Annotated in this window: 21 protein-coding genes; 12 read left to right on the top strand and 9 right to left on the bottom strand. The window is 71.1% G+C overall.

What is annotated here, in order from left to right; all coding sequences use genetic code 11:
• The first annotated feature begins 192 nt into the window (after nt 1-192).
• Both AB8O64_RS33870 and AB8O64_RS33865 read left to right on the top strand, forming a co-directional pair.
• The gene (locus AB8O64_RS33870) at nt 193-651 is read left to right on the top strand and encodes a hypothetical protein (protein WP_361932321.1); all 459 of its coding nucleotides are present in this window, start codon (nt 193-195) and stop codon (nt 649-651) included.
• A 397-nt stretch (nt 652-1048) separates the two neighbouring features.
• The gene (locus AB8O64_RS33865; RefSeq protein ID WP_356450703.1) at nt 1049-1582 is read left to right on the top strand and encodes a hypothetical protein; all 534 of its coding nucleotides are present in this window, start codon (nt 1049-1051) and stop codon (nt 1580-1582) included.
• 64 nt (nt 1583-1646) lie between these two features.
• On the opposite strand, the gene AB8O64_RS33860 is transcribed toward AB8O64_RS33865, so the two are convergent.
• Complete coding sequence (locus AB8O64_RS33860) at nt 1647-3149, bottom strand: carboxylesterase/lipase family protein (protein WP_370423491.1); 1503 nt, start codon at nt 3147-3149, stop codon at nt 1647-1649.
• Between the two features lie 436 nt (nt 3150-3585).
• Here AB8O64_RS33860 and AB8O64_RS33855 point away from each other — a divergent pair, with 436 nt between their 5' ends.
• The gene (locus tag AB8O64_RS33855) at nt 3586-4362 is read left to right on the top strand and encodes a hypothetical protein (protein WP_370423490.1); all 777 of its coding nucleotides are present in this window, start codon (nt 3586-3588) and stop codon (nt 4360-4362) included.
• Between the two features lie 213 nt (nt 4363-4575).
• On the opposite strand, the gene AB8O64_RS33850 is transcribed toward AB8O64_RS33855, so the two are convergent.
• The 5 genes from AB8O64_RS33850 to AB8O64_RS33830 all read right to left on the bottom strand — a co-directional run bounded on the left by AB8O64_RS33850 (nt 4576) and on the right by AB8O64_RS33830 (nt 14873).
• Nucleotides 4576-6657 carry a sensor histidine kinase gene (locus AB8O64_RS33850; protein WP_370423489.1) on the bottom strand — a complete coding sequence of 694 codons (2082 nt, stop codon included), beginning with the start codon at nt 6655-6657 and terminating at the stop codon, nt 4576-4578.
• A gap of 110 nt (nt 6658-6767) precedes the next feature.
• Nucleotides 6768-7436, bottom strand: coding sequence for a response regulator (locus tag AB8O64_RS33845; RefSeq protein ID WP_370423488.1), 669 nt, complete (start codon nt 7434-7436; stop codon nt 6768-6770).
• A gap of 100 nt (nt 7437-7536) precedes the next feature.
• On the bottom strand, nt 7537-11400 hold the full coding sequence (locus tag AB8O64_RS33840) for an amino acid adenylation domain-containing protein (protein WP_370423487.1): 3864 nt from the start codon (nt 11398-11400) through the stop codon (nt 7537-7539).
• A gap of 122 nt (nt 11401-11522) precedes the next feature.
• On the bottom strand, nt 11523-12686 hold the full coding sequence (locus AB8O64_RS33835; RefSeq protein ID WP_370423486.1) for a hypothetical protein: 1164 nt from the start codon (nt 12684-12686) through the stop codon (nt 11523-11525).
• A 159-nt stretch (nt 12687-12845) separates the two neighbouring features.
• The gene (locus AB8O64_RS33830; RefSeq protein WP_370423485.1) at nt 12846-14873 is read right to left on the bottom strand and encodes a transglycosylase domain-containing protein; all 2028 of its coding nucleotides are present in this window, start codon (nt 14871-14873) and stop codon (nt 12846-12848) included.
• A 623-nt stretch (nt 14874-15496) separates the two neighbouring features.
• On the opposite strand from AB8O64_RS33830, the gene AB8O64_RS33825 reads away from it, so the two are divergent.
• Nucleotides 15497-16315 (top strand): M4 family metallopeptidase, encoded by an 819-nt coding sequence (locus AB8O64_RS33825; RefSeq protein ID WP_370423484.1) that lies wholly within the window; start codon nt 15497-15499, stop codon nt 16313-16315.
• A gap of 85 nt (nt 16316-16400) precedes the next feature.
• Here the strand turns inward: AB8O64_RS33825 and AB8O64_RS33820 are convergent, their stop codons facing one another.
• A complete protein-coding gene (locus tag AB8O64_RS33820; protein WP_370423483.1) occupies nt 16401-17324 on the bottom strand; it encodes an MBL fold metallo-hydrolase in 924 nt (307 codons plus the stop codon).
• Between the two features lie 120 nt (nt 17325-17444).
• On the opposite strand from AB8O64_RS33820, the gene AB8O64_RS33815 reads away from it, so the two are divergent.
• The 8 genes from AB8O64_RS33815 (at nt 17445) to AB8O64_RS33780 (ending at nt 23454) form a co-directional block, all read left to right on the top strand.
• Nucleotides 17445-17897, top strand: a complete 453-nt coding sequence (locus AB8O64_RS33815) for a MarR family winged helix-turn-helix transcriptional regulator (protein WP_229822751.1) — start codon at nt 17445-17447, stop codon at nt 17895-17897.
• A 246-nt stretch (nt 17898-18143) separates the two neighbouring features.
• Entirely contained in the window at nt 18144-18398 is a 255-nt protein-coding gene (locus AB8O64_RS33810; protein WP_370423482.1) for a twin-arginine translocation signal domain-containing protein, read from the top strand.
• A gap of 89 nt (nt 18399-18487) precedes the next feature.
• Nucleotides 18488-18712, top strand: coding sequence for a hypothetical protein (locus AB8O64_RS33805; RefSeq protein ID WP_370423481.1), 225 nt, complete (start codon nt 18488-18490; stop codon nt 18710-18712).
• 12 nt (nt 18713-18724) lie between these two features.
• Entirely contained in the window at nt 18725-19228 is a 504-nt protein-coding gene (locus AB8O64_RS33800) for a TnsA-like heteromeric transposase endonuclease subunit (protein WP_370423480.1), read from the top strand.
• Complete coding sequence (locus AB8O64_RS33795; RefSeq protein ID WP_370423479.1) at nt 19225-19800, top strand: hypothetical protein; 576 nt, start codon at nt 19225-19227, stop codon at nt 19798-19800. The genes AB8O64_RS33800 and AB8O64_RS33795 overlap by 4 nt, the downstream gene beginning before the upstream one ends.
• Entirely contained in the window at nt 19734-21248 is a 1515-nt protein-coding gene (locus tag AB8O64_RS33790) for a Mu transposase C-terminal domain-containing protein (protein ID WP_370423478.1), read from the top strand. The genes AB8O64_RS33795 and AB8O64_RS33790 overlap by 67 nt, the downstream gene beginning before the upstream one ends.
• Complete coding sequence (locus tag AB8O64_RS33785; protein ID WP_370423477.1) at nt 21245-22327, top strand: TniB family NTP-binding protein; 1083 nt, start codon at nt 21245-21247, stop codon at nt 22325-22327. Before AB8O64_RS33790 ends, AB8O64_RS33785 begins: the two co-directional genes overlap by 4 nt.
• Nucleotides 22327-23454 (top strand): hypothetical protein, encoded by a 1128-nt coding sequence (locus tag AB8O64_RS33780; RefSeq protein ID WP_370423476.1) that lies wholly within the window; start codon nt 22327-22329, stop codon nt 23452-23454. Before AB8O64_RS33785 ends, AB8O64_RS33780 begins: the two co-directional genes overlap by 1 nt.
• A 72-nt stretch (nt 23455-23526) precedes the next feature.
• Here AB8O64_RS33780 and AB8O64_RS33775 read toward each other — a convergent pair whose 3' ends face one another.
• Both AB8O64_RS33775 and AB8O64_RS33770 read right to left on the bottom strand, forming a co-directional pair.
• Nucleotides 23527-24174, bottom strand: coding sequence for a response regulator (locus AB8O64_RS33775; RefSeq protein ID WP_370423475.1), 648 nt, complete (start codon nt 24172-24174; stop codon nt 23527-23529).
• Nucleotides 24162-25400: a sensor histidine kinase gene (locus AB8O64_RS33770; protein WP_370423474.1), complete on the bottom strand. Its 1239-nt coding sequence runs from the start codon at nt 25398-25400 to the stop codon at nt 24162-24164. The genes AB8O64_RS33775 and AB8O64_RS33770 overlap by 13 nt, the downstream gene beginning before the upstream one ends.
• Nucleotides 25401-25461 lie beyond the last annotated feature (61 nt).

Below are 25461 nucleotides of genomic sequence, written 5' to 3'. Positions count from 1 at the left end.
CGGGGACCGCACCGCGGCCCGCGCCTCGGCCGGGCGGGATCGTCACGGCAGCGTATGTTCGCCCGAGCGAGTGATATATCGCTGCCCGGTGACGGCGAACGGCAGCCCTCACCCACCCGACGCGCGACGATGCCCGGGCGGGGCCCTTCGGGACGGGCCCCGCTCCGACCGTTCCCCTTGCGTGGAGGTGCCGTGTACACCACCGAGCTAGCCGCCAAGACCCTCGAACCCACCGCCGTGGAAGACCAGTTGGCCGAGGACTACGCCAGCGTCCTCGACGTCGTCTCCCGCCTCGAGCAGGCTCTGCGGGACGGCGCGTGGCGCGGCGTCCGCGACGAACTCGACCAGCTCGTCAGCGCCGCCGAGGACATGTGGTCCACCCTGTCCGACCCCGACCTCGATCAGGGCGAGGACCACTTGGACGTCGGCCGTCCGTTCATGACCCCGACGGCGGACGCCGCGACGGTGCGACAGCTGATCGCCGTGTATGCCCAGCCGCACGCGGTCGGCCGGATGCTCTACCCGACGAGCCTCATCGCCGATCCGCAGCTGCGCGGCGCGGTGGAGAACGAGAGTGAGCAGGGCCCCCGGCAGGCGGCGGACGAGGCGGCCGCCCCACGGCTGCTGGAATCGGCCGCCTACCCGGTCTGACCTGCGGGCAGGCTTCTGCGGTGGGCTCCTCGCAGCGACCTGTCCGGCAGGGCCCCGATCGGCCTCCCACGGGTCCGACGGGGCTGCGCGGCAGCCGGACCAGCGCCCCTTCGGCCGTCCCTGCCGACGGGGCTCCACCGGCGTCCGGATCGGCGGGACGCCCCGCGGGGCATGGGCGGGGCCGTAGCCGCCACCCCGTCGGAAGGCAAGGTGTGACACCGTCGGTCGCCGGATCCTGAACATGCGACCGGCACATGTCAAGCCAACTCGTGTACGGCCCTCAGCGGCGCACCATCCGTTCCACCAGCCCCGGAAGCCATATCCCCCCTCGTGGGGTTGGCCGGTCCTGATCGGTGGGTACAGACGGACGGTGCGTTCCTTCTTACGCTCACCGGCCATGAGCAGATCCGTGCTGAGCCGACTCAGCCTTTCCGCGACACTTGCCCTGGTCATCGGCCTTGCCGGCCTGAGCCAGTCGGCCACCGCCGCCGAGCCCCCGGCCCTGACCGTCACCGCCGACAAGCAATCGGCGACGCCGGGTTCGTCGGTCACGCTGACCATGACGTTCACCAACGTCCAGACCACCGATGTGCAGTTCGTCTACCAGACGATCCACCCGACGTACGACACCACCAAGGGCGGGCTGAAGTACGCGTTCACCTCCTGCACCGAGGAGGGCAAGCCGTGTGACGCCACCCGGCCGCTGAACTACACCGTGCCGATCGCGCCCGGCGCCACCCGCACCGTCAAGCTGACGTACCAGGTCGCCGCCGACTCGACCTGTGGCGCCAACAAGGCGATCGGCTTCTACTCGTACCTCTACTACGAGTTCGCGGCAGGCCAGAGCACGAAGGACGGGATATTCCCGACCGGGCTCACGAACGTGCCGTGCGCGACGAACCCCACCCCGGCAGGGGCCGGCCACCAGTGATCCGGTAGGTCGCCGCCGGGTCGGAGACGACCCGGCCGGCTGCCGGGCCGAAGACCTGGAAGACCTACGTCAGGTCGAAGGGGTCGAAGGGGTGGCCCTCCCAGATGCGCCGGGACCGCTCCTGCGGGTAGGGCGCCGTGCGCACCTCCGCGTCGAGCAGCCGGGTCGACCGCCGGTTCGCTGTGTGGCGCGGCCACCCGGGGTCGCCGTGCCGGGCGAACGCCGCCCACGCACCCCGGATCTCCTCCGCGAGAGCGAGCGCCTCGGCGGATGGTCCTCCCTCGCCGATCAGTAGCCGGCCCGCCGGGCTGTCGAAGGTGCCGAACAGCAACGGGACGTCGACGGCGTGGCTCGCGCCGAGGGCACCGCCCATCGCCGGTGAGGGCCAGCACAGTTCGTACAGATGCGATGTGCCGCCCGCGGCCGCGTGCGCCTCGGCCAGATGCAGCGAGGGCATCCGGAAGAGCATGTCCGAGTACACCAGCTCGAACAGCTCCTCCGCGCCGGCGTCCGGAAAGGCGCTGCGGTACGCGCGCTCCGCGTCGGACCCGGGGCGGAGGGTCCGCAGGGCGGTCGCCGCGTCCTCCTCGGTGATCTTCCCGGAGCGTCCGCTCGTGACCAGGAAGAGCCGGAACTCGTCACGGGTGTGGCCGGTCAGCAGGGCGACATCGTTCGCACGGCCGTCCGCGAGCGCCCGCCAGGGCACGTCCGGCAGCGCCTCGCCGTCCACCACCGGTGCGAACGGCGCACCCACACTCGCGACGCGGCCCCACCGTCCGGCGTGCGAGGGGAGTTCGCTCATGAGCACGTCGACCTCGTCGGCCAGCCGCTGCGGGTCGACGGCCGAGAGCGCGGCCGCGGTGGGCGGCATACCGAGCCGGGCGGCCAGCGCCGCCGCGATGTCCTCCGCGAGGGCGGGGGTGCAGTAGAGCCACGGGACGCTCTGCGCGATCGCCCGCCCGAAGAGACCCGCGGCCGACGGCATGGCCAGCAGTGTCGCGATCGACCCGGCCCCGGCCGACTGCCCGCAGACGGTGACCCGGCCGGGGTCGCCCCCGAAGCCGGCGATGTTCTCCCGCACCCAGCGCAGGGCCGCGATCTGGTCGAGCAGACCACGGTTGGCCGGGGCTCCGGAGAGCTGGGCGAAGCCTTCCGCGCCCACCCGGTAGTTGAACGTCACGATGACCAGCCCCGTACGGGCGAGCAGCGCCGCGTCGTACAGCGGATCGCCGGCGGTGCCGGAGAGATAGGCACCGCCCTGGAACCACACCAGCACCGGCAGCCGGGCCGCGCCCGGGTCCGGTGACCATACGTTGACGGTGAGCCAGTCCGCGCCGGTCGCACTCCCGGGCGGTCGGGCCGGGCCGGACTGGGGCGGCGGCGGGCCGAACTCGGCGGCTTCCCGCACCCCGTCCCAGGGGCGCGGCGGCCGCGGTGCGGCGAAGCGCAGGGCGCCGATCGGTGGCTGTGCGAAGGGAATGCCGCGGAAGACCGCGAGATCCTCCGCCCATCGCCCGCGCACCGTGCCACTGGCGGTACATACCTTGGGACCGTTGTCGTCGCTCATCGGCAGCTCCCCGGGAGAACGGCTGTACGAGGCCAGGGCCCCGCCCGGATGCCCACGGTACAACCCCGCAGGGCGGCGCGGTCGTGCGGGGTGCCGGACGCGGCGCTCCGCGCTCCACCTGACGCTTCGTCAATATTCCTACACACCAAGCTCGTTCGTCATACAGGCATCGTCCGACCGCGGTCGGCACCGCATCGCCTTCCCTCGCCTGCGACCTGTGTTGACCGCCCGCCGACGCGTCAACGCTCTTCCGGGAAGGACCCGCAGGGGGCCGTCGGCCGTCAGCTTCGTGATGCGCACCGCCCCTCTTCTGTGAAGTCACATGCGTTCTTGCGAGATTTATGGGGAAGCTAACAGCCAACAGCGGCCCCTTAGGCTTCCGCGCAGCGGACACACGAAGGCACCCGCAGTGGTCCGGCAGAGAGAGGACGAATACGTGGCAGCCACATTCGGTACGCACGACGGCATCGAGACGACCCTCGAGTTGTTGCGAACAGAGCTTCCCCAACTGGAGAAGCACCAGCAGACCCTGGAGACGGACCTGGCAGTGGTCACCGAGCGGCTGGAGTCGGTCCGGCTGGCCCTGCGCAGTCTCGAGGCACTGGCACCCGCCCCGCTGGCGCGGGCGGCGACGGCGGTGCCGGCAGTGCCCTCCGGTTCCGCCGATTCCGTCGGGGAGCAGGGCTCCGAAGCCGCACAGGCTCCCGCGCCCGTCGCCCCGCCGCGGCAGGCCACGGAGGAGAAGCCGCAGGCCACGCGTGGGAAGAAGGCCACCGGCGAGACGAAGCCGGCCGCGGGCAAGGCGACCGCCGGGCGCAAGCGCGCGGCGTCCGCCGCCGAGGGCAAGGTCCCCCGCCCGCGCGCGGCGAAGAAGACCGTCGCCGCGAAGAAGCAGCCGGCGAAGAAGACCGCCGTGGTGAAGAAGGAGGCCAAGGCCACCGCGCCGAAGGAGGTCCCGGCCGGTGCGGGGAAGGCCGCGCAGGCGGCGCAGGCGGAGCAGCCGAAGAAGCGGGCCAGTGGCTTGACCAAGGACGTCGTGGCGCATCTGGCCAAGGCCGGCGCCCCGGTCAAGGCCCGTGAAGTCAACCTGGCGCTCGGCCGCGATGACACCAATGGCAGCATCAACGCCGTCCGCACCTCACTCGAACGGCTGGTGAAGGCGGGCCAGGCACACCGTCCCGGACGTGGTTTGTACCAGGCGACGACCGGCTGACAGCGGCGCAGCCGAGGCCCGGGCCGACCGACACATCGGTGGCCCGGGCCTCGGCGCGTCCGGGGCCCCGCCGTTAGGACTTCGGACCGGGGAAGCGGCGGTCCTCGGCGGAGCCTCTTCGGTGCCTGGCCCACGGCACCGCGCACAGGGCCGCGAGCGCGGCGAGGACGCCGAGCGTCTTCATGACGGAAAAGGTGAAGCCAACGCGTGCAGTCAGGTCCCGGTCCCGGCGCGTCGGCCGACGGGGCCGCAGGGGAACACGGCCCGTACGACGGTGCCGTCGGCTGTGCTCGTCAGCGTGAACCGGCCGCCGAGCTCCTCGGAGCGCTCCGCCATCGACCGCAGTCCGACGCCCGGGCCGCGCTCGGGCTCGTGCTCGGGGATCCCGACGCCGTCGTCGCGGATCTCCATGGTGACGGCCTCCGACGTCACCCCCACCGAGGCGTGGGCGTGGTCGGCCCGGGAGTGCCGTACGACGTTGTTGAGGGCCTCGGCGGCGATGCGGTAGACCGCGACCTCCACGGCGGCCGGGAGCTTGGGGAAGGGGTCGGGTTCGAGGACCACGGTGATGCGCAGCCGCCGTCCGGCGAGGTGCTCGCCCAGTTGCCGCAGGGCCCGGGGCAGGTCCGCGCCGTCCAGGGCGGCGGGCGCCAGGCCGTCGGTGATGTGCCGCAGTTCGTCGATCGCCCGCCCGATGCCCGTCGATACGGCCCGCAGCGGCTCCGAGGCCCGCAGGTCGGTCTTTATGGCCGAGTGGACGGCGTCGACCTGCAGCCGGAGTCCGGAGAGTGCCGGGCCGAGGCCGTCGTGCAGGTCGTGCCGCAGCCGTCTGCGTTCCTCTTCGCGCGCCATGACGATTTTCTCGCGGCTGGTCTGGAGGTCCTTGTACAGCCGCAAGGAGGCGATCGCCGGGGCGCCTTGGTCGGCGAGGATCTGTACGGCTTCACGGTCCTGGTGGTCGAGGACGAGCTCCCCGGGGCGGGGCGGAACGAGCAGATACCCGATGTCGTCGCCTTGGTAGACGAGGTGGAAGGCCTCGCTCCCGGGGCCGGTCTCGCCGAGTCCCGCCAGTTCGCGCGGGCCGCCCCGGGTGACGACCACGAGCCGGGCGCCGGGCAGCTTCAGGGTGTGGACCACGGTGTCGCACAGCAGCCGGGGCGCGTCGTCGGGGTGGGGCGCCGTGCCCAGCCGGTCGGCCAGCTCGCGGACCGCTTGATACGGCTGGGCGCGTTCGCCGTAGTAGTAGTGCTCGGCCACGCGGGTGGCCCAACGGACGGTGGGGCGCAGCAGGGCGCCCACGATCAGGGCGAGCAGGGCCAGCAGCTGTGCCTCGGCGGTCAGGGATCCCGGTGAGAGGTAGGAGAGGAAGGCGCCGCCCGCGGCGTAGACCAGGAACATCACGAAGGTCAGCAGGAGGGCCGTCAGCACGCGGCGGGCGGCCCGGTCGAGGGCCCAGGTGCGGTCCCGGACGTGGACATAGCCGAGGGCCACGGGCCACAGGACGGCCGGGACGTAGAAGGCGGCGAGTTTGAACTCGTAGGCGATGTCGGCGTGGAGGTGGAGGTAGCCCGCGGCGACCCACAGGAGGTACGGCACGACGAGGATCCAGTAGGTGCGCCGGCCCTTGGGGGTGCGGCGCCAGCGGACCGCCATGACGACCAGGCCCGCGGCGAGCATCAGGGAGGGGACCCAGGCGTCGGCGGTGTCCATCCAGGGGGTGAGCCACCCCTCGACGCGCGCCCAGCCGCCGTGGTCCAGCGGGGTGGGCCGGTTGTACCAGGTCGAACCGGGCAGGGCGAATTCGTAGTACTGCTGGAGGACGCTCCAGACGCTGACGAGCACCACACACGGCATGCCCCATCGCCGGGGCAGGCGTCCGTCGGGCAGCCAGAGCGGCATGCCGTAGACGACGAGGCCGAAGGTGGAGAGCGCGATCACCTGGACGACGATCACGGCGGTGTAGGTCACCGAGTCGACGTGGGCCAGGACGTCCACGACGGAGATCGCCTGCCCCAGGGCCAGGACGCAGCCGGAGACGAGCAGGAGCCGGCCCACCGCCCGGCCGGAGCGGCGGGCGACGAAGGCCATGCCGTTCAGGGCCAGTCCGAGCGCGACGAACACGTTGACGGAGGCGTAGCCGGTGCGGACGTCCTGGAGCCGGGGATGGCCGAGGTGGGTCAGTGTCACGACGACCCATACGATCCCGGACACCATGGTGAGCACGCTCACCGCGTAGGCGGGCAGCATGCCGGGGCCCGAGCTCGGTTGCTTCCGCGTCGTGTGGTCCGTGGGCATCGTGGCCCTCCTCGCCGCGTGTGGCACCGGTCTTCGATCCTCGTGTGCGGGTGGTCCCCGGCGCACGGTGCTCCTGTCCCGTTCCGGCCCCGGCCGCGGCAGGCGGGGAGTCAGTCCTCGTCGCCCAGCCCCACGTCCCTGGCCCTGGCGACGGCTTCGGCACGGGAGGTGACCTGGAGTTTCTCGAAGACGTGCGTGACGTGGTTGCGCACGGTCTTCTCCGAGAGCACCAGCTCGCGGGCGATGTGCCGGTTGTCGAGGCCCCGGGCGATCAGTTCGAGCACCTCGGACTCACGGGAGGTGAGGGCGGGGAAGAGCATTTCCGCGTCGCGGCGCCGGCTGCCGGAGAGCAGTTCGGTGAGGTGGCCGGCGATGTCCGAGCCGAATACGGCACCGCCCGCGGCGACGGTGCGCACCGCGTGCTGGACCTCATCGGCGCCCGCGCCCTTCACCAGATAGCCGCGGGCCCCCGCCTGGAGGGCTGCGAGCAGACTGCCGTCGTCGTCGGACATGGTGAGCATCAGGACGGGAAGTCCGGGGTGGAGTTCGGCGAGCTGACGTGTGGCTTCGATACCGGAGGCGTCCGGCAGGGAGAGGTCCATGACGACGACGTCGGGACGGTGCCGGGCCACGGCGTCCGGTACTTCGCCGACGGTCTCGGCCTCGGCGACGACGACGGCCCCGCCGGCGATCTCCAGGGCGACCTTGAGCCCCGCGCGGAAGAGTGGATGATCATCGACGATCAGGACGCGGGGCACAGACCTGTCTTGTTCACTCACGAATCGACGCTATCAGCTTGTTTTGAACGCCTATGTCCTTTTCTGCTGCGTCACGATCGTCTCGCACTCGTACGGCCGCGCCGTCACACTGCGTCGGCTGTCACCCCCCCCCGTCGGCTCCCAGCCTGCGCCGTATCGCCCGCACCAGCTCGTTCACCCCCGGGTCCCTGAGGAGCCCGTAGTGGTCGGCTGCCAGGTCGACGAACCGCGGGGCGGCCGACGCGTACCCGCTGGTGTTCTCGATGAAGGAGTAGTCGTCTCCGGCGGCCCTGAAGACCGTCACCGGGGCGTCGATCCTCCGCTCGGTCAACTCGTCGAAGCTGTACTTGAATTCATAGGTACGGCGCACGACCTCGACGATCCGCTTGATCAGTGCCTGGTCGAGGTCCGCGAACCGGGCGCCGATGAAGGAGAGGAAGCTCTCCTCGTCCTCGGTGGCCCGCAGGCAGTCCTCGAGTGCCGGGCCGGTGGCGCGGCCCGCGAAGACCGAGAAGAGGATCGCCACGAACGCCTTGTTGCGGTACGTGGGCTCACCGCCGTGCGCGGACTCGTACTCCGCGCGGAACTTCGGTGACCCCGGCGCTATCAGGAAGAGGTTCTCCACCCGGTCACCGGCCTGTTCGAGCCGGTAGGCGGTCTCGAAGGCGACCCGCGCGCCGAAGGAGTAGCCCCACAGCGTGTACGGACCCTCCGGCTGGATCCGCTTGACGGCCGTGACGTCCGCCGCCGCCATCTCCTTGATGGTGGGGTACGGGGTCTCGCCCTCGTTGATTCCGTGCGACTGGACCCCGTAGAAGGGCCGGTCGATGTCCACGGCCGCGGCCAGCGGTCGCAGGTTCATCGCGTAGCCGCCGAGACCGGGCCAGCAGTGGACGGGGGGCTTGTTGCCCTCGCCCCACAGCCGCACCAGACGTGAGGTGGCCGCCGAGGACACGGAGGAAGCACCGTCGACCCGCCGGGCGAGCTCCTCGACGGTCGGGTGTTCGAACAGGATCTGCAACGGCAGCGCGCTCGCGCATTCCTTGTTGAGTGTGTTGATGAGCGCGACCGCCATCAGCGAATTGCCTCCGGACTCGAAGAAGTCGTCCCGTACGGAGACCGCGTCCCGCTTCATGACCTTCCGCCAGATACGGCTGATCCGCTCCTCGGTCTTCGTCCGCGGCGCGACGAAGGGGCGTGTCGCGGCCTCCGCGTTCACCTTCTCCGACGCGGCCAACGCCTTGACGTCGATCTTCCCGTTGGCGGTGAGCGGCAGCCGGTCCATGACGACGACCCTGTTCGGCAGCATGTAGTCGGGAAGGAAATTGATCAGATCGTCCTTGATGAGCTCGGCCGGACCCTTCATATGGACGAGGTCCTCCTTCATGCCTTCGCTGCGCGTCTGCTCCTCGCTCACCCGGCCGCCGACGAAGAAGTAGGACGCCCCCGTGTCCAGCCCGAGATCCGTCAGGATGGCCTCCATGCGCCGCGCCGACGGCAGATCGTCGCCGCTCCTGGAGCTGTACCCCGAGGACATGAACCCGAGGCCGATGTCGTTCATCTGCAGACGCTGGAGCTTCCTGCCGAGATCGATGTAGCCGCGCCAGCCCCGGCGGTCCCTGTTGACCACGGTGATGCCGAGGGCCGACCGCTCATGGACCCGCTGGTTGATGGCGATGACGTGCTTCTTCTGGACGATCTCGTCCGAGATCCGCTCCAGGTCGCCGTCCCGGTACCGGTACAGCCCCGTCGGCATGTCGGCCACCTTGCCGGGATGGGTCTGGACGTAGATCTCCAGGGAATCCTCGTCCGCCCGCGTCGCGCCGTACGGGACGACCTCGAACGTGCCCAGAGCGTAGTCCTCATCCGCGCAGTCGAGACCGTCCTTCACGGCGGGGATACGGCCCAGGGCCCTGACGTCCAGCCCGTACGCGGGGAGGACCTCCTCGAACAGGCCGATCATGTGGCCGGTCTCGATTTCGAGGACCTCTTCGATGTTGTTCTTGTAGACCGGTTCGATCGCCGACTTCCTCCCCACGAAGTGGAGCTGCACCCGCGCCGTTCCCGTACCGTCCGTTTCGCGCATCAGCACCAGCCGGTGGTGCACGGGGTGGTAGTAGTAACAGCCAGGCCGCACGCCGCCCACCCCGTTCAGCTCGAGGTACAGCTGGGTGGCGTACAGCGAACCGGGGGACGCGTAGCCGTACTTCGGCAGCAGCCGCTCCGCGCTCAGGTACTGGCCGAACCACCGCAGGATCTCGCCCCATTCGGCGAGGGTCAGGCCGGCTGGGTCCCGGGGGGCCGCGGCCGTGCCGCCACCGCCCAGAAGCCGCAGGATGTCGGCCTTCTCGACGTCGCCGCCCTCGAAGAACCGGTAGGTCTTGCGGGCGAACACCTTCCGCCGCTGCTCGGGCGTCGGTACCGCACCGGGCAGGTCGACCGCCGTCCTGCCCCGCAGGTCCGCCGCGTCCCGGCAGCCGCCGTTCGCCAGCTGGGCCTTCACCTGCAGTCTGCTCGCCTTCGACTGGTGGTGGGCGCCGTGCCGCCCCTGGTCCATGAGCGCCGCTTCCTTCGGGCTGAGCTCGATGCAGGCGATCAGATTCTGGAATCCGGTGCGGGGGTCGTCCTTGACGACGACGGCGGCGTTCTTGACCCAGTCGTGGTTCTCGATCGCCAATCTGATCTCGTCCAGCTCGACCCTGAACCCCCGCAGCTTCACCTGGTTGTCCGCCCGGCCCGCGAACTGGACCGTGCCGTCGGCGTTGCGGTACGCCAGGTCCCCGGTCCGGTACAGCCTGGCTCCGGGCTCGTCGGTGCGGAACGGGTCGTCGATGAACCTCTGAGCGGTCAGCTCCGGCCGGTGCAGATAACCGCGCGCGAGCTGGGCTCCGCCGATGTACAGCTCACCGGTCTCCCCCGCGGCCACCGGGGCCCGGTGGGCGTCGAGGATGCGGTAGTGGGTGTGGTGCACGGGGGTGCCGATCGGGATCATGTGCGAGCCGCCGTCGACACAATCGCGGTCGACGGTGAAGGCCGAGGTGTTGATGGTGCATTCGGTCGGCCCGTACAGATTGACCAGATCGCACTTCGGGAACGTCTCGAGGCACTGCCGGGCGAGGTTCTTGGACAGGGCCTCGCCACCGCTGAAGATCTGGGTGAGCGAGGTGAGCCGCGCGAACCCGTCGGTGTCCAGCAGTGCCTGGAGCAGCGTCGGTACGCATTGGAGTGTCGTCACCCGGTGCGTGCCGATGGCCTCGATCAGCCCCTCGGGGTCCCGGTACACACCCGGGCGGCCCATGACGACCTCGCTGCCGCAGCTCGGCGCCAGGATCTCCCACTGCGCCGCGTCGAAACTCATCGGCGTCTTCTGCAGGACGACCGCGTCCCGGTCCAGATTGCAGACGGCCTTCATCCACCGCATCTGGTTGACGATGGCACGGTGTTCGATCATCACCCCCTTCGGCTTCCCCGTGCTGCCCGAGGTGTAGATGACGTACGCCAGGTCGTGCGGGCGCGGGCCGGTGCCGAGGGCGCGGCGCGCGGCCCCGGCCGCGGGGGATCCCGCGAACTCCAGCACGTCCGGCAGGGTGACGATCGTCGTGCCCTTGGGCGCCAGCTCCGCCAGCCCGGGTGTGAGCTTCTCCTGGGCGACGATGACCTCGACCCGGGCGTCTTCGATCATGTACCGCAGCCGTGCCTCGGGATACTCCGGTGACAGCGGCAGATAGGCGCCTCCGGCGAGCAGGATTCCCCAGGCGCCCGCCATCAGTTCGATCGACGGCTCGACGAATATCCCGACCCGGTCGTCGGGGGCGACACCGAGATGTCGCAGGTATGCCGCGAGGTCCGTGCTTCGCTCCGCGAGCTCGCGATAGGTCAGGCGCTCCTCCTCGTCGACAACCGCCGTCCGGTGGGGGTGCGCCTCCACCGCCTCCTGGAAGAGGTCGGTGAGGCACTGGTCACGGGATGTCTGTGTGGTCGGCACGACCGTCTCCTCGGGTGGGGTGCCGCGGGGGCACCGAATCGGGATGACTTTCCTGATCCACACTGGGTGTCCCGATGTCCCGGCCACATGAGAGGAGGGTCGCGCCGCGGTCCCACATCCCGTCACGGGCGACCGGGACCGGCGGCCGTCGCCAGGTCCCGGCGGGCCGGGGAGCCCTCGGTGGCGGTCCCGGTTGCCTCGGCGGCTCCGGTCGTACGCGACGTTCCCGCACCCCGGCCGGCGATCGCGTCGAGCCCCGCGCGCAGGAGGTCCTCGCCGATCTCGGTGGCCAGGTGACCGCTCTCGATGTGCGGCTCCCCCAGCCGGTCGAGGAGCACCAGCGCCGGACGGCCCGGTGAGGCGGTGCGGCGCAGCACCCCCAGGACGTCGTCGGCGGTGACCATGGCGGGCAGCTCCATGGGGACGCCCCACCGGGCCACCAGCTCCCGGTGCGCCCGCTCGCCCTCCTCGTCCAGCAGCCCCGAGAGCCTGGCCACGCGGGCGGCGACGAGCATGCCGAGGGCAGTGGCCTCGCCGTACCGGGGCGCGTCGGCGCCGAGCCCCCGCAGCGCGTCCGCCACGGTGCGCCCGTAGTGGAAGGCCATGGCGGGACCCCGCTCCAGCGGGTCGTAGATCATGAGCGTGGCCCGCACTTCCAGGGACAGGGCGATGAACGACGCCAGGGTCTCCAGGTCGTACCGGGCGTCGGGGCGCAGCCGGTCGGCCACCCGGTCGTGGAAGGCGGGGCTGACGGCAAGGACGTTCCGGACGAGCGCGCTCAGTCCGGAGCGGACGGCGTCGGGGGTGAGCGTCGTCAGGAAGTCCAGCTGGACGCGGACGAGGACCGGCGCGGGGCGGGGGCCGGCGGGGCCGACGAGGGAGAGCGCCGAGTCCGACATCGCCCGCAGGGTGGTCGGCAGATACACCAGACGGGGGCGGCCCCCGGTACGGGCGGCCAGTCGGCCGGCGGCGTCGATGACGCGGGTGCCGCCCAGGGCGACAATCACCGAGCCGGGTGTGAGGGCCGTGCCGTCGGGGACGTCCTGGCCGGTCAGCCACCGCACGCAGGTGGGGGCGGCCGTGCCGAGGTGGTGCAGGACACGGGCGATGTGCGCCCGGGGCAGCGTGCGCTCCGTCACGATCACGAAGGCGTCGGGGGCCGGCTCGGCCGCGATCCGCGCCAGTTCGGACCAGGAGTCGTCCCCGTGGAGCACCTGGACCGGGAATCCCGCGGAACCGGCGACGAGGTACCTGTCGAGGGCGATCGGTGAAGCGAAGACAGACATGAGGGGCTCGTTCGTTGAGCTGAATCGGATGGATACCCCTCACGATCAGCCGCTCGAAGGCCCGGGGGCATGAGGCCCCGGCCCCGTCCGTGCCCCGAACATATCCCTGGGGGCCGGGTTCGGCGGGCGGGCCCCGGTGGGTGGCCCGCCCGCCGGCGCTCAGGAGGTGGCGGCGCCCATGTAGTCGGCCCAGATCCGGGGCGGGAAGACATTGCCCCGCTCCGACTTCTCACCGCCGACGTCCGACATGGGCAGCAGCTGCGGCTGGCTCGGCTTGGTGCGGAACATGGCCACGGCGGTGGACAGCTCCTTGGTGTATCCGACGAACCACGCGGACTTCAGCCGGTCCTGGTCGCCGGTGCGGCCCGCCGCGAAGGGGCCGATGCTCCTGGTGGTGTTCACGTCGAGAGCGTCGGCGCTCTTGGCCCCGGCCTCGCGCAGCACGTCGGAGACGTCGTTCACCACGTCCTCGTCGAGCGCGCGCTGGGCCCGTGTCTGCTGGAAGCCCTCGACCGGCTTGCCGTCCTTGAGCAGCCTGGTCACGGAGTACGGGTCGTTCTGCACGCCCTGGTTGGCGAAGGTGCCGTAGGCCCCCGCCATCCGGATGGCACTCGGCGTCGAGGTGCCGATGGGGAAGGTGCGCTCCAGCGGCGCCATGCTGTCCTTCAGCAGTCCGACGCGGACGGCGGTGTCGCGTACCTGCTCCAGCCCCACATCGCGGCCGAGCTGGACGAAGGTGGCGTTGCCCCCGGTGACCGAGGCCTGGCGCAGGGTGGGATGTGCCTCGTCGGGACCCTCGACGCCCGGGTTACCGGGGCCGGGCGGCTGGGTGGGCCGGGCGGCCGGGAAGACGTCCGAGGACTGCTGCAGGGTGCCGTCCTTGCCGTAGTAGCTGTCGAGGGAGATCCGCTGCCGGCCGTCCTCGCCCGATCCGGCGCGCGCGCCGTTCTTCAGGGCCGCGGCGAGGACGAACGGCTTGAACGCGGATCCGACGGGCACGCCGGAGGTGTCGGCGTTGTTGGTGAAGTGCTTGGTGGCGTCGGAGCCGCCGTAGAGGGCGACGATGGCACCGTCCGAGGGCCGTACCGACGCGGCGCCGACCTGCACATCGGTGTCGGAGTCGCGCTTCTTCGGATCGATGTCGCGCTTCAGGACGCCTTCCACCGACGACTGCAGCTGCCGTGTCTTCTTCTTGTCGAAGGTGGTGTGGATGCGGTAGCCGCCGTGGGCGAGGTCCTGGTCGGTGAGCTGGGTGCGCTGCTTGATGTTCTTGTTGGCGACGTCGACGAGATAGCCGATCTGGCCGTTCAGGCTGGTGGAGGTGGACTGCTTGCGCGGCTCGGGGAAGGTCCGGTACTTGTTCCGCTCCGACCGGTCCATGAGCCCGGCCCGGACCTGCCGGTCGAGGATCCACTTCCAACGGTCCTCGGCGCGCTCGTGGTTCTTCTCCCCGAGCGAGGGGTCGTATTGCTCGGCGCCCTTCAACAGCGCTGCCAGCAGGGCGCTCTGGCTGGGGTTCAGCTTCTTGGCCGGGATGCCGTAGTAGGCCTGGGAGGCGGCCTCGATGCCGTACGCGCCGCGGCCGAACCAGCTGGTGTTGAGATAGCCCTGGAGGATCTCGTCCTTGCTCTTCTTCCGGTCCACCTTCAGCGAGATGACGAACTCCTTGACCTTCCGCGTGATCGTCTGCTCCTGCGAGAGGTAGGTGTTCTTCACATACTGCTGGGTGATGGTGGAACCACCCTGGGTCTCCTTGCCCTGCGCGGTGCTGAAGAAGGCACGCAGGATGCCCTTGAAGGACACACCGGAGTCGCTGTAGAAGCTCTCGTTCTCCGCCGCTATCACCGCGTTCTGGGCGGACTTCGGGACGTCCGCCAGCCGGATGATGTTGCGGTTGACCGCGCCCAGGCTCACCATCTGCGTGCCGTCGGCCCAGTAATAGGCATTGGCCTCCTGACGGGCCGCCACGTTCTCGTCGGGGATCTGCACGCTGGTGTAGACGTAGGCGAACAGCGCGCACAGGCAGGCGAGGCAGAGGGTGAAGGTGCCCAGGAGCTGGCGCCACGACGGAAGCCAACGACGGAAACCTCGTCTGCCGCGACGCGGGTAGTCGATGAAGCGCCGTCGCCTGTGCGTGCCCGCGGCCTTACGGCGGGGCAGGCGAGGCTTGTACCGGTCTATGCCCATGGTCCTATCGCTCCTCGACGAGGCAGCTCTCCTGCCTTGCATCGGTTCGTCCTGTGCCGTGAGTCGGTTCGTCGACTCAGACGATCACGAGCCCTACCCGGTTGGCCTGCTTGTATGAGCGTTTGATGACAGTCGTCGGGGAACGGCCCGTCGCCACCGGGAAGGGCTTCACCACCGGGGCCGTCCCACATGACGAACAGTCGGTCAGCCGAGTCGATACAAAGGTTCCGGGCGGGGCCACTTGATCCCCCGCAGTGCCCAGCGGCACCGCGTCCCAGGGCAATCGGACTCCCGACCGCCCCCCAGCCAAGGACCTTGAACCGTGCATAGACCCCACATATGCAGCCTGGCCATCGCCGTCGCCCTGGCGGCGACGGTGACCCTCACGGCGGGAACGGCCCTCGCGGCCCCGCACGACCACCGGACCCCCGCCCCCTCTCCCACCACCTTCCGCCCTCCCGCTCGCGTCGGTCGTCGACGCGGCTCGCACGGCCGCGTACGCTCACGCCTCGGCGACCGGCGTCGGCGAGCGCGACGGCCTGAAGGCAAAGGAGACGCTGGTCGACGAGAAGGCCGAGCTGGTCGTCGACGCCCGCGACGGAAAAACCGTACTCGCCTACCGGGTGGAGGTTTCGCGGAGCCGTACCACCGAGGTCGGCGGCGCCCGGACCGCGGCCGTCGACGCCCAGTACGGCATCACGAGCACCCTGGGCTACTACAAGAACGCCTTCTGCCGGAACGGCATCAAGGGCGACGGCACCGGGGCGAAGGCCCTGGTGCACTACGGCGAGAAGGTCGACAACGCCTTCTGGAGCCCCAGCGCTCAGACCATGCTCTACGGCGACGGCGGCCAGCTCTTCAAGAACCCGCTGGTCGTACTGGACGTCACCGCGCCCGAGCTCACCCACGGAGTGGTCAGCGCGACCGCGGACCTCCAGCCCACCGCGGGCAACGCCGGCAACCCGCCGAACTACCTCGTCGGCGAGAAGCTCGGTCTGAAGACCGGCTTCCTGCGCCGCCTGGACAAGCCGTCACTGGGCTTCGAGGGCGTCGTCCTCGACTACTGGAAGAAGGAGGCGTACGACACCGAGTCGCACCGCGGGTCCGGCATCTCCTCGCACGCCTACTACCTCCTGGCCGAGGGCAGCGGTCAGAAGAAGATCGGTGACGTGACCTACGACTCGCCGACCTTCGACGGCACCGCCGTGGCCGGCATCGGCCGGGACAAGGCATCGGCGATCTTCTACCGGGCGCTCACCCGGTACATGGTCTCCACCACCGACTTCCACGACGCCCGTACCGCGACCCTGAAGGCGGCCGAGGACATCCACGGCGCCGACAGCGTCGAACACAAGGCGGTCGACCGGGCCTGGGCCGCCGTCAACGTCACCGCGGACAACACACCGTCCGGCTCCCCCGCCGGGACACCCGCCGAGGACTGACCGGCACCCCGAAGCCTCCGTGGGTGCCCGCTGCGGGCACCCACGGAGGTACGTGACGTCACGGCCGGGCCCGGGGGCGGTGACGTCAGGGCTCGGGGTGCCAGGCCGGGCCGTCGGTGTTCGGGCGGACCCGTCCGAACACCACGTCGGCGAAGTGCACCCCGAAGCCGATCGTGTCCGGCCGTGCGAGCTCGGCCACCAGGCGACGGCGGTGGACGGCGGACTCCAGCGGGTCGTGGTCGGGGCCGGCCGACCAGTCGGGGTGGTCGATCTGCACCGAGGTGTGCATCGCGTCGCCGAACGCGATGAGGCGCCGGCCGCCCGAAGTGATCGTGTAGGCCGTGTGACCGGGGGTGTGACCGGGCGTCAGAAGAGCCCGCACGCCGGGGAAGATCTCCTCGCCGTCGACGACGGTACGGACCTGGGGCTCCAGCGTGGTCAGCATCTCCTGCGTCACCCCGTGGGCGGCGTTGGGGCGGCGGTGGGCCCACTCGGCCTCCGAGAACAGATACCGTGCGCCGGCGAAGGCGATCCGGTCCGTCCCCGGCACGGGGAGGCACGCCCAGCCGAGGTGATCGGTGTGCAGATGGGTGAACGCCACCGCTTCGATCTCCTCCGGCTCGCGGCCGAGGGCGGCGAGATGGTCGAGCAGTTCACCGCCGTGGATGGCGCCGATGAACGGGTGCTCGGGATCGGCCGGCCAGGCCTGGGGCCCGAAGCCCGCGTCGATCAGCAGGGCCCGCTCGCCGTGCTCGACGAGCAGCCCGCCGATGCTGGCCACCAGATTGCCCGTGGCGTCGAGGTACTCGGGGTGGGCCGCCCAGTACTCCTCGGTCGAGTCCGCCAGCCAGCCGAGCGGCTTGAGCGCGACCGCCCCGTCCGGAACGTAGCTGATCTTCAGCTCGCCCAGCTCGAAGGACCTGATCCCCGACACCCGGCTCAACCGCCGATGGCTTTCCGGCTCGCCCTGCGAGGCATCGGTTATACGGGCGGATGAGGGACGCGTCATGACCGCGGTCTCCTTCTCGTGACGGGCACCGCTCCGCGCGGCGCTACCCAAGAAACTTACAACTAGAATCATTCAAGTTGCAATGGTGAAAGCTTGATGCAACTGAGTAGAATGGCGGGCATGACCAATGACCTCGTGCCCGGGGACCCAATGGTCGGTGCAGAGCCGCGCGCCGCCGCAGAGCGGGAGTTGTGCGGGCTGGTGGGCGGACTGGCCCGTCAGCTCGAGTCGCACGTGCGGGAGCGCGCGGCGCAACTGGGTCTGACCGCCCCCCAGGCGACCGCCCTGCGTGAGCTGACCGGCCCGATGACCATGCGTGAACTCGCCGACCGAATGAGCTGTGAGCCCTCCAACGCCACCTTCGTCGTCGACCGGCTGGAGAAACTGGCCCTGGTCGAACGCCGCCCCCACCCCACGGACCGCCGCGCCAAGCAATTGGCCCTGACCGGCGACGGCACCGCCCTGCGCAACCGGCTCCTGGAACTCCTGACCCACCACTCCCCACTGGCCGCCCTCAGCCCCCAGGAACAGCGCACCTTCCACGCCCTGCTGCTCCGGACGAGAAAGAGGTAGCGGGAGGGGCGGCCGAGTGCGGCCGTGGACGGCTTCGCGAAGGCGACGCGTTTACGTCTATCGCGTTGACAGCCGTGCCGGGCCACCGCGATAGTCTCCACCGCGCCCGCCACTCACGTCATGACGGGCCCTCAGGCAACCGGTCCAGCACTCGTACACGCACGTGATCGGCAGTGATCGAGAGGCGCCGGCCCGTACGGGCCGGCGACCCCACCCCGCCCGGCGGGAGATCCCGGAGGATCGCACATGCGTCGGAGATTCCTGACCGTATCCGCAGCGGCCGTGGCCGTGGCCGCCATGGTCTGGGCACCGCAGGCACAGGCCGCCGGCCCGGCGGCGGGCGGTGCCGTCGCCGCCTACGGCCAGCAGCAGATCAACCTCAAGCAGAACGGCTGGGGGGACGCACAAAGCTGCGTCGTCCACTCCAAGTCCACCGTCCGCTGCTTCAGGACTCACGCCGAGGCGGACAAGTGTCCTGTGACGTCGAAAACTGCGGATTGAAGCTTACTTTGTGGGGAAGCGTGCGGGCTGAAGACCTACCTTGCGGTGAGGGGTTGGGGTAGCTGGTCATGGTGCGTGCGTTAGATGTCATGCCGGGCGGTTCTGCCGGGCCGCCGGTGGCCGGGTTCGAGGTCGCGTACATCGCCCCGGACGGGATGGAGTTACGGCGCCCGCTGCCGGAGGTCTGGGCGGTGCCGTTCGAGCACGCCCTTCCCGTACGCGCCTTCGCGTCGTACCGCCGACAGCGCAACCTGCCGGGCCTGTGGTGGTCGGCGACGACGGGCGGGCATGTTGGGTACGAGTCCTGGCTGTAGCGCGACCACATCATGCTGCTGGACTTCGACCCGGCGGTGGTGGGCGTCTCCTCGCAGCCGTTCTGGCTGTTCTGGACAGCGGCGAAAGGCCGGCCGGTCTCGCACGTGCCGGACTACTTCGCCCGTCGCGACGACGGGACGGCCATGGTCATCGACTGCCGCCCGGCCGAACGCCGCGGCCCGCGGGACGTGGTGAAGTTCGAGGCGACGGCGGCGGCCTGCGCCGAGGTGGGGTGGGAGTTCCGGCTGGTGGGCGCCCCGGACCCGGTCGTGGTCCGCAACGTCCGGTGGCTGGCGGGCTACCGGCACCCCCGGCACCGGATGGAGCCGGCCGCCTCGCGGCTGCGGGAGGTGTTCGCCGAGCCGCTGCCGCTGATGGACGGGGCCGCGGCGGCGGGTGAGCCGCTGGCGGTGCTGCCGGTGCTGTTCCACCTGCTGTGGTCGCACGAACTGGCGGTGGACGTGTCGGTGCCCCTGCACGGCGGCTCGCTGGTCTCGCCCGGGGCAGGCCGGTGACCGCGGGCGGGGGCTCGGGGCTGCGGCCGGGCGACTGGGTCACCTTCGACGACGGCGAGCATCAGGTGGTGGCGCTGGCCGGAACGGCAGTGCGGCTGCGGTCCGCTGCCGGGACGGAATCGGTGGTGCTGGCCTCCTATCTGATGGCGGCGCCGGACTTCGCTGTTACCGGCGCCGAGCCGCTGCCGGAGATGGAGCCGTTCGGTCTGCTGGAGACGCTGCCGGAGCCGGCGCGGGCGGCGGCGGTCGAGTGGCAGCGGCATGTGGTGGAGGTGGAGACCGGGCTGCCGCCCGGCGCCGAGCCGGGAACACCCGCGCGGGACGAGTACGACCCGGCGACGCGGTCGTTGACCGAGCGGATGCGGGCGAAGGCGGCCGAGCTGGACGTGAGCCTGCGGACGGTGGAGGGCAAGCGGTCGCGCTACCTCAAGCAGGGGCTTTGGGGGCTGGTGGATCAGCGACGACGCGCCGGTGGGAGGCGACGGGCCGGGCGGATGCCCGGCTGGTGGCGGCGATCCGCGAAGTGCTCGACCGCGAGACGAACGTCTCGACCGGCACCCGCTCGCGGCTGATCCGCCGCGTGGTCAAAACGGTGGAGGCCGCGCACGGCGAGGGGGTGGTGCCGTTGCCGAGTACGCGCACCCTCTACAAGCTCATCGACGCGCTCGCCACGGGCCGGCACGCCTTCGGGTCGGCGGTCACGCGGCGGCAGACGGCGAACCGGCCGACGGGGCCGTTCACGCCGACGTTCGCCGACCGGCCCGGGGAACAGGTGCAGATCGACTCCACCCCGCTGGACGTGATGGTGGTCCTGGACTCGGGGGTGACCGCGCGGGCGGATCTGACGATCGCGGTCGATGTCGCCACCCGCACGATCTGCGCGGCGACGCTGCGGCCAGTGGGCACCAAAGCGGTGGACGCCTCGCTCCTCCTGGCGCGCATGCTGGTCCCCGAGCCGATGCGGCCGGGCTGGTCCGCGTCGCTGCGGATGGCGGCCTCGCGGATGCCGCACCGGCAGATGCTCGGCATCGACGCGCGGATGGAGCAGGTCGCCGCGAAGCCAGTGATCGTGCCGGACACCGTGGTCATCGACGGCGGGAAGGTGTTCATCTCCGACACCTTCCTGCGGGCCTGCGAACGCCTCGGCATCTCCGTCCAGCGGGCGCGTCCGCGCACGCCGACGGACAAGGCGATCGTGGAGGCGACGTTCTCCGCGATCAACACCCTGTTCGCCCAGCACCTGGCCGGATACACCGGCCGGGACGTAACCCGCCGCGGCGAGAGAGTCGAGCAGGCCGCCGTCTGGACTATCCCCGAACTCCAGGATTTGCTGGAGGAATGGCTTCTGGCCGGGTGGCAGATGCGACCGCACGACGCCCTGCGCGACCCGTTCCGCCCGGGGAAGGCGATGTCGCCGAACGACAAGTACGCCTCCCTGGTCGCGGCGGCCCGCTACCTGCCGCTGGTGCTGCGCGGCCAGGACTACCTGGAGCTGCTGCCGGTGGCCTGGCGGGCGATCAACGACTACGGCATCCGCATCGGCCACCGCACCTACGACGCGCCCGAGCTGGGGCCGTGGCGGCGCCAGCACTCCGGCCACACGGCCAAGAAGGGCCTCTGGGAGGTGCACTACGACCCCTATGACCTCGCCCGCGTCTTCGTCCGCACCACCGGCGGCTGGATCACCACGCCCTGGGTCCACCTGCCGCTGGTGAATGCCCCCTTCGCGGACTTCACCTGGGACCACGCCCGGCGCCTGGCCGCCGCGGCGGGTCTGGACGACGCGAACGAGGCCGACGTCGCGCGCGTCCTGGACGCCCTGCTGACCCGGGCCGAGAACGGACCGGACATCCGCACCGCGCGCGTCATCGGCCGCACCCGCACCGCCGCAGCCCTCCCGGCACCCGCAGCGGCACCCGAGATCGAGAACACGCCCGACCCCGAGCCCGACTCCGCGCCCTCGGAGGTGGTGCCCTTCGGGGTCTTCGACGCCCACGCCGAAGCTGAAAGGTGGCTATGAGCACGCCCGCGACCGCACCGCCGCAGACGGACACCGACGAACAGGCGCCGCCGGACTCCCCGCTGACGACCAAGGAAGGCTGGCGCCGCTACGTCGAACACGAGACCATCCCGCCCAAGCTGCTGCCCGCCGCCGAGCGGGCCGCGCTGACCGGACGGGAGCGGGCCCGGGCGGAGGACCGGCGGCGGGAGTACCACGCGGACCTGCCGCTGGTGAACACCCCGACGATCCGGAAGGTGATCTCCACCGCCCGGCTGCTGATCCAGCTCAACCGCCACCAGGTCTCCGCCCGCCGCGGCGTGATCCTCTCCGGCGCCTCCGGCACGGGCAAGACGACCGCTCTCACCCAGCTGGGCCGCGCGCACGAGCTGGCCACCCGCAAGCGCCACCCGCACGACCGGTCCCGGCTGCCGGTCGTCTATGTCACCGTTCCGCCGGCGGCCACCCCGAAGATGCTCGCGATGGAGTTCGCCCGGTTCTTCGGGCTGACCTTCCCGGCCCGGGCCACCCACACCGACGTCGTCGACGCCGTCTGCGCCACCGCCGCGCACGTCCACGTCGACCTGGTCCTGGTGGACGAGCTGCACAACCTCAACCTCGGCTCCCGCTCCGGGGCGGAAGCATCCGATCAGCTGAAGTACTTCGCCGAGCGGCTGCCGGCCACGTTCGCCTACGCGGGCATCGACATCGAGAGCCAGGGCCTGTTCGCCGGCACGCGCGGCCGGCAGATCGCCGGACGGTTCGTCGTCATCCCCGCCGCCCCGTTCTCCTACGCCACCACCGGCGACAAGGACGCCTGGCGGGGCCTGATCGGCACGCTGGAATCCATGCTCCGCCTCCACGAGCACGCGCCGGGCACGCTCAGTGCGATGAGCGACTACCTCTTCCACCGCACCGGCGGCATGATCGGCAGCCTGTCGCAGCTCATCCGCGGCGCCGCCGTGCTGGCCATCGAGGACGGCAGCGAGGCCATCACCGAGGAGCTGCTGGAGATCGTCCCGATCGACTTCGCCGCCGCGCAGTCCGAACGGCTCACCGCTCAGGCCAAGGCGACCGGGCGGCGGAGGCGCGCGGCCTGATGCTCCGCACGCTCCCCGACCCCGTCCCGCCCGCCCGGCACGAGATCCCCCCGTCCTACATCAGCCGCCTGGCCACCCTGCACGGCCTGGACATCAACGGCCTGTGGTTACAGGTCACCCAGCCCGCCTATCCCGGAGCCGGCCGCCGCGTCGTCGTCCCCGAACGGCTCGCCGCGCTGACCGGCCGCAGCGTCCACGCCCTGGCCGGGGCCATGCCGGAACTGCGCGACCCGCCGCCGAACTGGGAGATGTTCCGCCACCAGCCGCAGACCGGCTGCCACCTCTGCGACGCCCGCCACCCCGGCGGCCGGGTGGTGCGGCTCCTGCCCCACCACACCTACGTCTGCCTGCGGCACGGCACCTGGATCGGCCCGCCCGACATCGACCATCCCGCCGTCGATCTCACCCGGCTCCCGGGCATCCTCGATGCACAGCGGCGCCACCTGCTCGCGCTGCGGCGCTACGGCTGGGCCGCCACCTACGACGCGGTGCTGACCGGCCTCATGCTCTGCGCACACATCTGGTCTCCGGAGGGGCGCCCGTCGCCCTTCGGCCGCCGGGACGTCTGGGACGACCGCCTCGATGTCCTGATCCCCTTCGACCGGGAGAAGCAGGACTACGTCGGCTTCAGCACCTCGCGGCTGTTCGCCGCGGTCTATCCCGAAGCCGTCGCCCTCGCACCGCTGATCGCCTCGCCCTACTGGCGTTGGCTGGCCGGTGGCACCGAAGCCGAGCAGGCCCGGTTCTTCGCGGAGGTCGCGGGTCGCGTCACCTACCCCTACCTCCCGCCCGACCGCGGCGGCGACGCCGTCGCGCACTGGGCCCTCGCAGACTCCTGGCGGCCGCCCAGCCGGCCCTTGACGACCTACGCACCCGGCCGCGTCCGCGGCATCCTTCCCGGCGTCGCCGCGAACCGTCTTGCCCGGCATGAGAAGAGCGCGTTGTGGTTCAGCCGGCTCCGCCGGAACCAGGGCCGCACGCTTCTCTTCCACGGCCACCTCAAGCCGGTCCTCCTGCGTGAGGGCGAACCGCAGTACGTGAAGTGGGAAGGCACCGTCTGGCACAGCACGCGCACCGACGACCAGATGAAGGAACAGGTCGCGAAAATGCGCCGCGTGGCTGGGTGAGATGGGCAGAGAAGTCAGGCAGGTCGAGGCGGTGGCTTCCCTCGCAGGGGCGGCGGTGAGGGGGCAGGTGGATCAGGCGTTGAGGTAGGTGAGGACGGCCTGCACGCGTCGGTGGGTGTCGTGGGTGAGGGGGAGGTCGAGTTTGGCGAGGAGGTTGGAGATGTGTTTTTCGACGGAGACGGGGGCGAGGACGAGGCGTTCGGCGATGGCGGAGTTGGACAGTCCCTGGGCCATGAGGGCGAGGACTTCGTGTTCACGGGGGGTCAGGCGGGCGAGGCCGGTGTCCTGGCTGTTGCGGGCGAAGATCTGGGCGACGACTTCGGGGTCGAGGGCGGTGCCGCCAGCGGCGACGCGGTCGAGGGCGTCGAGGAAGGCGTCGATGTCGGTGACGCGGTCCTTGAGGAGGTAGCCGACGCCGCCGCGGCCGTCGGCCAGCAGTTCGGCGGCGTAGGTGCGCTCGACGTACTGCGACAGGATGATCACGGGCAGGGTGGGGGTGTGGCGGGCGCGGACCTCGATGGCGGCGCGCAGTCCTTCGTCACGGAAGCCGGGCGGAAGGCGGACATCGATCAGGGCGAGGTCGGGCCGGTGGGTGTCCACGGCGGCGATCAGGTCGGGCCCGGAGTCAACGGCGGCCAGGACCTCGTGGCCGGTGGCGGTGAGCAGGCGGATGAGCCCTTCGCGCAGCAGGAGCAGGTCTTCGGCGATTACAAGGCGCATGGGATCTCCGCGTGCATGGTGGTGGGACCTCCGCTGGGGCTGGTGAGGGTGAAGGTGCCGTCGAGTGCTTCGATGCGGCGGCGCAGTCCCGTCAGGCCCGAGCCGTCCGGGTCGGCTCCGCCCTGCCCGTCGTCGGTGACCGTGACGGCCAGCGTGCCGTCGGGGCGGGTGTCGACGGTGACGGTGACGGTGGTGGCGTGGGCGTGTTTGGTGATGTTGGTGAGGGCTTCGGCGATCAGGAAGTAGGCGGCGGCCTCCAGCGCGGGTGCCAGGCGGTGGGGCAGGCGGATGTCGGCGGTGACGGGCAGCGGGTGGTCGGCGAAGAGGGCGGTCAGGGCACCGTCCAGGCCGCGGTCGGTGAGGATCGGGGGGTGGATGCCTCGTACGAGGTGGCGTAGTTCGTCCAGGGCGGTGTTGACGTCGGCGCGTGCTGCGGCGAGGTCGCTGCGGGCCTGGTCGGCGGCGGGTCCGAGGGCTTTGAGGCGCCGTTCGGCCAGGGCCAGGGTCATGCCGAGGGCGACGATGCGGGCCTGGGCGCCGTCGTGGAGGTCGCGTTCGATGCGGCGCAGTTCGGCGGCCTGGGCGTCGATGGCGCGGCTGCGGGTGCGGGCCAGGTGGTCGGTGCGTTCGCTCAGTCGCTGGGTGCGGCCGGGCTTGAGCAGTCCGGCCGCCAGGCGGGCCTGGCCGGCGGCCAGGGCGCGTACGAGCCACGCAGCGGCGGGCAGCAGGATCAGCGCGGCCAGCGCCGTCGTGGCCTGCCTTCCTGGTGTCGTGAGCGTCATGAATCCTGGGTCGCCGCGGCGTTCCGGCGGGAGGGCCCAGGCCCAAGCCGGCGAGGTGAGGGCCGCGAGGTCCACGGCGAGGACGACCACGGCGAGGACGGCACAGACCAGGGTCAGCGGGAAGAGGATCGTCATCCAGGCCGTGTCGCGCCAGGTGGCGGGGTGGGCGGCCCGTTGCCGGGCACGTCCGGCGACGGTGGCGGGCTCGGCGCCCGGGTAGGGAGTGGGGATTGGGGCGGGCAGGATGAGGGCGGCGCGGCGTCGTTCGAGTCCGGCGAGCCGGCGCACCGCGGTGGTCGCGGCGAGGAAGGCGGGGGCGCCCAGATGGGTGACGACCAGGACCGCGCAGCCGGTGGCCCCGGCCACGACGGTCACCAGGGCCCCGCTGCCTGCGGCCAGGCCCAGCAGCAGGTATTGCAGAGACCGGACGGTGCGCTGGAGCATGTCCCGCACTTTACGAACCCCCGGCTTCGTCCGAGCGGCATGGGGGTCGGCCGCCGCCTGG

The sequence above is a fragment of the Streptomyces sp. QH1-20 genome (assembly GCF_041283565.1).
In the GTDB taxonomy this organism is placed as follows: domain Bacteria; phylum Actinomycetota; class Actinomycetes; order Streptomycetales; family Streptomycetaceae; genus Streptomyces; species Streptomyces syringius.
The sequence above is the reverse complement of the archived record's forward strand: the minus strand, read 5'-3'. Positions and strand labels throughout refer to the sequence as shown.